8 protein-coding genes are annotated in these 8,276 nt (G+C 40.1%); 3 read left to right on the forward strand and 5 right to left on the reverse strand.

Annotation, left to right across the window (positions count from 1 at the left end):
- Positions 1-7 precede the first annotated feature (7 nt).
- Entirely contained in the window at positions 8-229 is a 222-nt protein-coding gene (locus H6H03_RS34710) for a hypothetical protein (RefSeq protein ID WP_190959557.1), read from the reverse strand.
- Positions 230-271: 42 nt separating this feature from the next.
- The gene (gene hemF, locus H6H03_RS34715) at positions 272-1,276 is read right to left on the reverse strand and encodes an oxygen-dependent coproporphyrinogen oxidase (RefSeq protein WP_190959558.1); all 1,005 of its coding nucleotides are present in this window, start codon (positions 1,274-1,276) and stop codon (positions 272-274) included.
- A gap of 480 nt (positions 1,277-1,756) precedes the next feature.
- Between hemF and H6H03_RS34720 the strand changes: the two genes are divergently transcribed.
- The gene (locus H6H03_RS34720; RefSeq protein WP_190959559.1) at positions 1,757-3,052 is read left to right on the forward strand and encodes a molybdopterin molybdotransferase MoeA; all 1,296 of its coding nucleotides are present in this window, start codon (positions 1,757-1,759) and stop codon (positions 3,050-3,052) included.
- Positions 3,053-3,405: 353 nt separating this feature from the next.
- A complete protein-coding gene (locus H6H03_RS34725; RefSeq protein ID WP_190959560.1) occupies positions 3,406-5,169 on the forward strand; it encodes a Rieske (2Fe-2S) protein in 1,764 nt (587 codons plus the stop codon).
- 274 nt (positions 5,170-5,443) lie between these two features.
- Here the strand turns inward: H6H03_RS34725 and H6H03_RS34730 are convergent, their stop codons facing one another.
- The 3 genes from H6H03_RS34730 to H6H03_RS34740 form a co-directional block, all read right to left on the reverse strand.
- A complete protein-coding gene (locus tag H6H03_RS34730; RefSeq protein WP_190959564.1) occupies positions 5,444-6,103 on the reverse strand; it encodes a Uma2 family endonuclease in 660 nt (219 codons plus the stop codon).
- Between the two features lie 69 nt (positions 6,104-6,172).
- Complete coding sequence (locus H6H03_RS34735) at positions 6,173-7,405, reverse strand: cysteine desulfurase-like protein (RefSeq protein WP_190959561.1); 1,233 nt, start codon at positions 7,403-7,405, stop codon at positions 6,173-6,175.
- Between the two features lie 307 nt (positions 7,406-7,712).
- A complete protein-coding gene (locus tag H6H03_RS34740; RefSeq protein ID WP_190959562.1) occupies positions 7,713-7,922 on the reverse strand; it encodes a hypothetical protein in 210 nt (69 codons plus the stop codon).
- Between the two features lie 11 nt (positions 7,923-7,933).
- Here H6H03_RS34740 and H6H03_RS34745 point away from each other — a divergent pair, with 11 nt between their 5' ends.
- On the forward strand, positions 7,934-8,155 hold the full coding sequence (locus tag H6H03_RS34745) for a DUF4327 family protein (RefSeq protein ID WP_190959563.1): 222 nt from the start codon (positions 7,934-7,936) through the stop codon (positions 8,153-8,155).
- Positions 8,156-8,276 lie beyond the last annotated feature (121 nt).

Below are 8,276 nucleotides of genomic sequence, written 5' to 3' on the forward strand. Positions count from 1 at the left end.
TTCTGCATTACTGTAATGCTAAAAGTACTACCAGGGCTATTAATAAATATCTGCAAGCGGCAGAACAAGCTAATACAAGGTCTACTTCTGTTTGATTTGTGAGTTTTTGGAATTTTACAAAAACTTCTAAATTTAATAGTTTGAATAGCTGATTTTGGGTGTTAGCTTGATAATCAAACTGAGTTTTTCTTGTTAATGGCTTAGTGTAAGGAAGTTGTATTGTCTTCATAAGTTTACTTGTAGATTTGATTTCGTTTGATTGATTTGATAGTTATGCCCACTCTCTAGGTTGTTTCAATACTTCTCTGAGGGTTGCTTCTTGGCTACCCAAAATAGGTTGGTCATCGTATTTCCAAGAAGCTAAAGGAGGCATACAGTTAAACACGCTCTGGGGGTTAACCATGCCACTTGCTAAACCAAAGCGAGCGCCACGGTCTGATGTCAGAATGAACTCTACATATCGTCCGCGTACAATATGTTGCCAATGCTTGTTTTCTTCTGTAAATTCTAGGTCTTTGCGTTGTTCGACAATTGGCATATATGCGGGGATAAATGCTTCTGTACAGTCTTTGACGAAGCCGAGCAGTTCTTCTTGGGGACGCTGATTTAGATGGTCGAAGAAGATACCCCCAACGCCTCGGCTTTCACCCCGATGGGACACATAAAAGTACTCATCACATGATTTTTTGAAATGTGGGTAATAACTAGAATCATACTTGTCACAAACTGCTTTATGCACTTTATGGAAATGAGCCGCATCTTCTTCAAACAGGTAAGCAGGAGTCAAATCTGCGCCACCACCAAACCACCAATGTTGTGGTTGAGTACTATGACCAATTTGGAAATAGCGATAGTTGACATGAGCTATAGGAACCATCGGGTTACGAGGATGAATCACCAAACTAGTACCTGTAGCAAAATAGGGAGTACCTTTGTCACCGGCAATCCGATCTACTTCTGGTGTAGCTAGCGCTCCTGATTTCTGAAAGGTCATACCAAAGGGAAGTTCGCCTTTGATAGCTACGTAGTTGACTCCAATTTTTTCAAAGACGTTGCCATTATTTAATACTCGGTCTATATATACTGCGCCATCACTACTTTCACCACTAACCCATACACCTTGTTCGTTACGAGTCCAACTTTGTTGCTCAAATCTCTTGCCATCTATAGCTTCAATAGCTTGACAAGTACTGTCAAACATCTGTTCAAATACTGTGGTGATGTGGCTGTGTGTGCCTACTTGCTTTGTGACTAATTTTTCTTGAACTTTAGGCATGACAAATAATCTCTCCATGTAGGATAGTTAAGAACTGCAATTTGCACAGTTTAGACACCTTGTTTACTAAAGTGTGCTATTTGTGTAAAAGTAAAAGTTTTGTTCTGTTACTGCACAGCAGTCTGTGAACTCGTAATAAAACATCAACTGAAATATTAAATCTTATGCCTACTGTTACAAAAGTTTACAAAGATTTTTGAGCCGATTTGCCTTTAGAAGTTAGAACTTACGCACTGGATAAATTGACTACGAGATATAAATCTGTAGTTAGCGTATGTTCCTAAGGTAGTTCAATATAAACATATCGTTGACACATCTAAGACGCTCGCCAAAGTCAATTTTGGAATTTTTTGAGTTAAAAGGTTTTTTCTTCACTCCCATATATCAAATTAGCTTGATATCAACTTTATATAAGTTTGTCATCTTGTGTGCGATCGCCATATTGATTAACTTAAGAGTACGAAACTGGAGCCATTGGCTATGCTATCAGTCAACAATGCACAAGCAATTATCTTAAATTTGGCGCAGCCGTTGGATAACCAGCGGGATACAGAAGTTGTAGATTTATTGGCAGCCTTTAGTCGGATTTTGGCAGCACCTGTCACAAGTTCCCTAGATTTTCCCCATTGGGATAACTCTGCGATGGATGGGTATGCTGTCCGATACGAAGATGTGCAGCACTCTAGCGCCGAACAACCAACTGTTTTAGAAATTATTGAAGAGATTCCGGCTGGATATCAGCCCAAGTCTACCATTGGGGCAGGGCAAGCAGCGCGGATTTTCACCGGTGCCGTGATGCCAGCAGGGGCTGATACTGTTGTGATGCAAGAAAAGACGCGGCGGGAAGAAAACCGCGTTTTCATCCTAGCTGCACCACAACCCCAAGAATTTGTCAGATACAAAGCATCTTTTTATCAAGCTGGTACACAACTACTACCAGCAGGTATTAAGTTAAATGCCCCAGAAATCGCCGTCTTAGCAGCAGCACAGTGTCCGCAATTAAATGTTTACCGCCGTCCGCGTGTGGCAATTTTTTCTACTGGTGACGAGTTGGTAACAGTTAATGAATCGTTGCAACCAGGGCAAATTGTGGATTCTAATCAATATGCGCTGGCAGCTTTAGTCAAAGAATGTGGGGCGGAACCATTATTATTAGGCATTGTCAAAGATGAACCAGTTGCCCTGAAGAAAGTTATTATCGATGCAGCTGCGATCGCTGATATAGTTCTATCTTCCGGTGGTGTTTCAGTGGGAGATTATGACTATATTGATAAAATTCTCGAATCACTAGAAGCCAAAATCCACATTCAGGCTGTAAATATCAAGCCAGGTAAACCCCTCACCGTCGCTACCCTTCCTACAGACGCGATGAATTTAGACGCGATGAATCTAGACGCGATGAATCGCGTCTCTACAACGAAATCCCGGCTTTACTTTGGTTTACCAGGAAATCCTGCATCCGTATTAGTAACTTTTTGGCGGTTTGTGCTACCAGCCATCAAAAAACTTTCAGGAATTAAAGAAGGTTGGGAGCCAGTATTTTTAAAAGTGCGATCGCATGATGAATTGCGATCGGATGGTAAGCGTGAAACTTATCTTTGGGGAAAATTACATTTAATTGATGGAGTTTATGAATTTCACAAAGCTGGTGGTAGTCACAGTTCTGGTAATTTAATTAATTTAGCTCAAACCAATGCTTTAGCTGTTCTCCCTGTGGGCAAAACATTAATTTCTCCACAAGAAGAGGTGGAAGTTTTGCAGTTGGTGACGCCTTAAAAAGCAATACAGTTCAGATAAGACCATAACACTTGTAGAGACGGCGATTTATCGCGTCTCATAAACCCACAATTTTGTACAATTAGCCTTTAACCCAAGCGTATTGGTTTAAAATGAAGAATTAATAATTAAGAATTAATAATTCATACCTCTGACTTGTAAGTAGGCAACAGGGAAGAACTATATATTTACATGCATGACGATAAAAAAATTTTCATTGGGACTGCCTTGTAACTTTATCTACAAGAGACAGAGGTATTTTTAAAAAAAATTAGAATTAGCCAACGCTCAAAGAAAGTAAAATTTTGCCACAGTAGAAGTAAAGCTTTTTATTTCACTTGGGTGCAAATTAAATGACTCAAATATTTGAACTTCCAACCGATAAAGACCATTATACGCCTGTTGCTAAACTTACAGATGTTCAGGCAGCAGGCAGTTTGCTAGTCCACAAGGAAAAACATACTATTGTTTTGTTTTATTCAGACAATAGAGTTTATGCAATAGATAACCGTTGTCCACACATGGGCTTTCCCCTCCACGGAAGTACTTGCAAAGATGGTATTGTTACTTGCCCTTGGCATTATGCCCGCTTCGATGTTGCTAGTGGTGGAACCTTTGACTCTTGGGCAGATGATGTGCCTGCTTTTCCCGTAGAAATCCGCGATGGCGAGGTTTGGGTAAATTTAGCACCGCCAGTTAACCCTCATGCTCACCAAAATGAACGCCTCCAAGACGGTTTAAAGCAGAATATTCCCTTAGTGATTGCTAAATCAACGATCGCACTTTTAGATTTAGCAGTAAATCCAGCCCAACCATTTCAAATGGGGCTAGAATTTGGCACTCATTACAACAAAGCAGGTTGGAGTACGGGTTTAACTATCCACACCTGCATGATGAATCTACTACCTTATCTAGATAAAGAAGATAAACCCCGTGCTTTATTTCAAGGACTTTCCGCTGTAGCTAATGACAGTGCAGGTGCGCCGCCTTTGTTTCCGGTTCACCCATTACCTAACTCTACAGTTGATTTTCTGACTCTTAAAAGCTGGTTTCGCCAGTTTATTAAAGTACGGGATGGTGAAGCCGCTCAAAGATGTTTAATATCTGCTATTCGCTCAGAGGCTAATTCCAACCAAGTTGCTGATATGTTGTTCTGTGCTGCTACAGACTCTCGCTATCTTGATATTGGACACACGGTTGATTTTATCAACAAAGCACTAGAAGCCCTTGATGCTGTGAATTGGCAAGGAGCAGAATCTATTCTCGCTAGCTTGGTTTCGGGTTTAGCCGATGCATCTCGCATGGAAGAATCTAATTCCTGGCGCTACCCTGTAGATTTGGTAGCCATTTTAGAGTCGGCTTTTGAGCAATTACCCAACATTTTAAGTGCAGGGAAATCTCAACAAGGAACTTGGTCTAACCGAGATGAATTAGTACCAATTTTATTAGGTGAAGACCCCCAAGCGATCGCTGACTCACTGCTGAATGCACTCCAAGCCGGTTGTACTGAAGAACAATTAGCAAGCGTAGTTACTTATACGGCAGCATTGCGTGTAGCTCGTTTCAATACCAATAATGACTTTGGAGATTGGAATTCCGCACATCATCCATTTACTTTTGCTAACGCCGTACATCAAGGGTTACGACGAGTACCAACAGTAGAATTACTCAGAGGTGTGTTTGATGCGGCGATGAGTGTGTACTTAAATCGTTTTTTGAACGTACCACCAGCAAGGCTTCCAGAACCTAAAGATGCCATTGAAAATCCTGAAGAACTACTCCAGCAGCTACCGGATTTATTAAATCGTCAGCAGCAAGTAAACCAGACAGGTAAATTAGTGGCTAGTTATTTATATAGTGGTGGTTCTGCGGAAAGACTCATGGCGATGCTGGGGAAAATGATGTTACGAGAAAACCGCGATTTTCATGTAATTCAAGAAATCGAAGCAGCTTTTCGTCAGTACTCCCTGTTAGGTAATACTCCAGCTGGTATTCATGTATTAGTTGCAGCCTCTCGGTATTTAGCAGCCCATTCTCCCACAATGCGATCGCAAGGGCAAACTTATGAGATTGCTTATAGATTACATCGGGGCGATCGCTTATTTGAGGAAACTTGACCAAGCCCTTGGGGCAGGCAATAGGCAAACCTCTGCGTAACTCTGCGCTTTCCTCTGCGCTCCTCTGCGTTTAAAAACATTGGTTTTCTACCTCATACCAATTCTCTATAAACTTGCACTAAATAATTTAATCTCTCTTCTTACTCTTTACTTGGCGTACTTGGCGTACTTCGCGGTAGCCTGCGGCAAGCCGCTGCGCGTCTACGTTTTAAAAATAAAGTGCATCTTCACGGAGAATTGGTATCAGTCCAATTATTCGGATAGCTTATTTTCGCTATTGCCTATTGCCTTTTAATCCTTGTTCAAATTCATCAATAGCTTGAATTGAATCTGAAATTGAAATGCATTGCTCTAACAACGAAATATTTAATTCTGGCAAAATCTCACTTTTTGCTATTTGCTCATATCCATAGGTATCCGGATAAACTGTAGCTTGCTCCTTTTCTTGATTGTCTCGCAGATGGTATAACTTCAACTGGTTTCTCTGCCAAAACCAAACTTCTGCAACTCCTAATCTCCGGTAAATTTCCAGTTTATTAATGTTGCCACTGGTGACAACCACTTCTATAGCTAAGTCCGGTATCTTTTTTTCTTCACCTATACAATAACATTCGTCTGGTTCCGCCCCTGCTTTTTTTGCTTTGTTTCTAAAAGTAGAATTTCCCATAGGTGTAAAACGAATCCGCTTGCTGTAAAAGAAACGCTCTAACAGCATCGCTAAATTCTTTTTGATTTTTTCATGCCTAATTGATGGTGATACTATCTCTAATATTCCATCTAAATAAGTAACACGGTAATGAGAATTGTCTTCTAATTTGGCTAGTAAAGATTCATAATTCTCCCAACTTACGCCACTGCTGATAAACCTTTCTTCCGGGTCGTCACTATGCCACAATTCTGGCTCATCAATTAGTTCTTTAAGACTGCTGACCATTTTCAATTTTCCTGCTAATTTGAAATCACCCATGCCCAATGCCCAATGCCCCATGCCCCATGCCCAATATTAAAATACCTGCTCAAAAGCCTCAATCAGCCTGTCAACTTCCTCAATGGTGTTGTAATGTACCATACTCACCCTAACGATTCCACCTTGGGATGCTAAACCTAAATATTCAATTAGCCGTTTAGCATAAAAGTCTCCGTAGCGAATTCCAATATAATGTTTGTCAACTTTTAACGGAATTGTGGAACTGTGTATTCCATCTACGACAAAAGATATAGTTGGCACGCGGGAATTGCGGTCAGCTTTTGGTTGACCGATGACTCGAACATTAGACTTAGTGTTGAGGTAATTTAGCAGGCGATCGCTAATCTGTTCTTCGTGTATGCTAATTAAATCAAATGCCTGTACCATCTGATTTCTCAAATCCGGTGCAGTTTGATTATCGTAGTGAAGTTGTGCTAGTTCGCTCAGATAATCACATAAACCCAACATTCCATAACTTAATTCAAAATTGACATTTCCCAGTTGAAATTTATAGGGTATATCTGTTTGGGCAATAAAATAATGATTCAGCCCAGGCAATCTTAATAAATGTTCTTTTTTTCCATAAAGTAAAGCATGATGCGGGCCATAGACTTTATAAAAACTCAGAGCATAAAAATCAACATCTAAATCTTGGACATCAATCAATCTGTGTGGTGCATAAGCAACACCATCGATGCAAATCATAGCATGGCGATCGTGTACAAATGCAGCAATTTTTTTAATAGGGTTAATAGTTCCTAAAACATTAGAAGCATGAGTTAAAGCTACTAATTTTGTGCGCTCATTCATCAATGGTTCTAAATCTGCTAGATCGAGTTCCAAGGTATCTGGGCGAATTTGCCATACTTTAATTTTTATTCCTTGTTTTTCCAGAGCAACCCAAGCACCAATATTCGCCTCATGGTCGCAATTAGTAACAATAATTTCATCACCAGGTGTGAAGGTTTGACCTAAACAAATTGAGAGAACTCTTAACATCATGGTAGTAGATGGCCCCATTACCACTTCTTGAGGAGAATTAGCATTAATCAAAGTAGCAATTGCCCTAGTTGCTAAAGCTAATCTTTCTCCTGCAAGTTGCGAAACTCCATAAGAAGCTCCCAACTGAACATCAGAAGTCAAGAGAAATTCGCTAATTCTATCTACTACTTTTTTCAGAGTTTGTGACCCGCCAGCATTATCAAAAAAAGTCCATTCACCAGCAAGGGCAGGAAAATATTGACGAACTTTATCAACATTCAGGAGCATGGTAAAAATTCTCTAGAGAACGTTCTTTACACTAGCCTATCTTTTGGCAACTCGCCCAGAGAACATGTGCATTGTTTTTTGTTTACACTTTGTCATGCCAGCCTTCCTACCTTGGAAAAACCTCTATCTGAAGGGGGTATACTTAGAAGACCAAAGAGTATATTACTGATATTTTTAGTTTTCAGCAAGCATTAATGTCTTGATTCTTCACAATTTTCACGAATTTTTTTGATAAGTTTAAGATAGAGTCAAAGCAAGTATTGTTTTGATTCTTACAGTAGATTTCAAGAAGCGTGAAGTACACAAGCTAAATTCCAAAATCAGGCATTAACTCTGTTTTGCTTTCTGAAGTTTCCTTCGCCCTTGGCATTGGCAAAGCCAGACGTTCGCAAACACGGACTAGCTGCGCGATCGCCCCAAGTAGGCAATAGAACTTCCCTGCTAAATTCTGTATTTTGTTAGCGTAGCGGGGCGTAGCCCATTCTAAATTCTGCTGTAATTCCTTGATTGAAAACAAAGGAACAACCCATGAAAACTACGGTTAAATATGACATCGAGCTTATCAAGGAAGAAGCACTTGAACTTGTTAAAAAGAGACTTGTTAACCGTCAGCAGCAAATTTATACCCTCTGTAAATATATTCCTCATCGTGATTGGGTTCATTTTGAACTTGAGCTAGAAAAAAACGAATTTCTACTCAGAGATAGAATTATTGACTTACTAGAACACGAATCTTGGGATGAAGACTGAGGCTGCATCTAAAAGCCAGGGCTATTTCATTCTAAAAAGTTGCTTAAGTGTGTATAACCCAAAAGAACAGAGCCGTTGAGCTTGTGCCATGTTTTCAAACATCTGGTCACGGTATAAATTG

Origin of the sequence: Nostoc paludosum FACHB-159 (assembly GCF_014698835.1) — a bacterium.
Classification (GTDB): Bacteria; Cyanobacteriota; Cyanobacteriia; order Cyanobacteriales; family Nostocaceae; genus Nostoc; species Nostoc paludosum.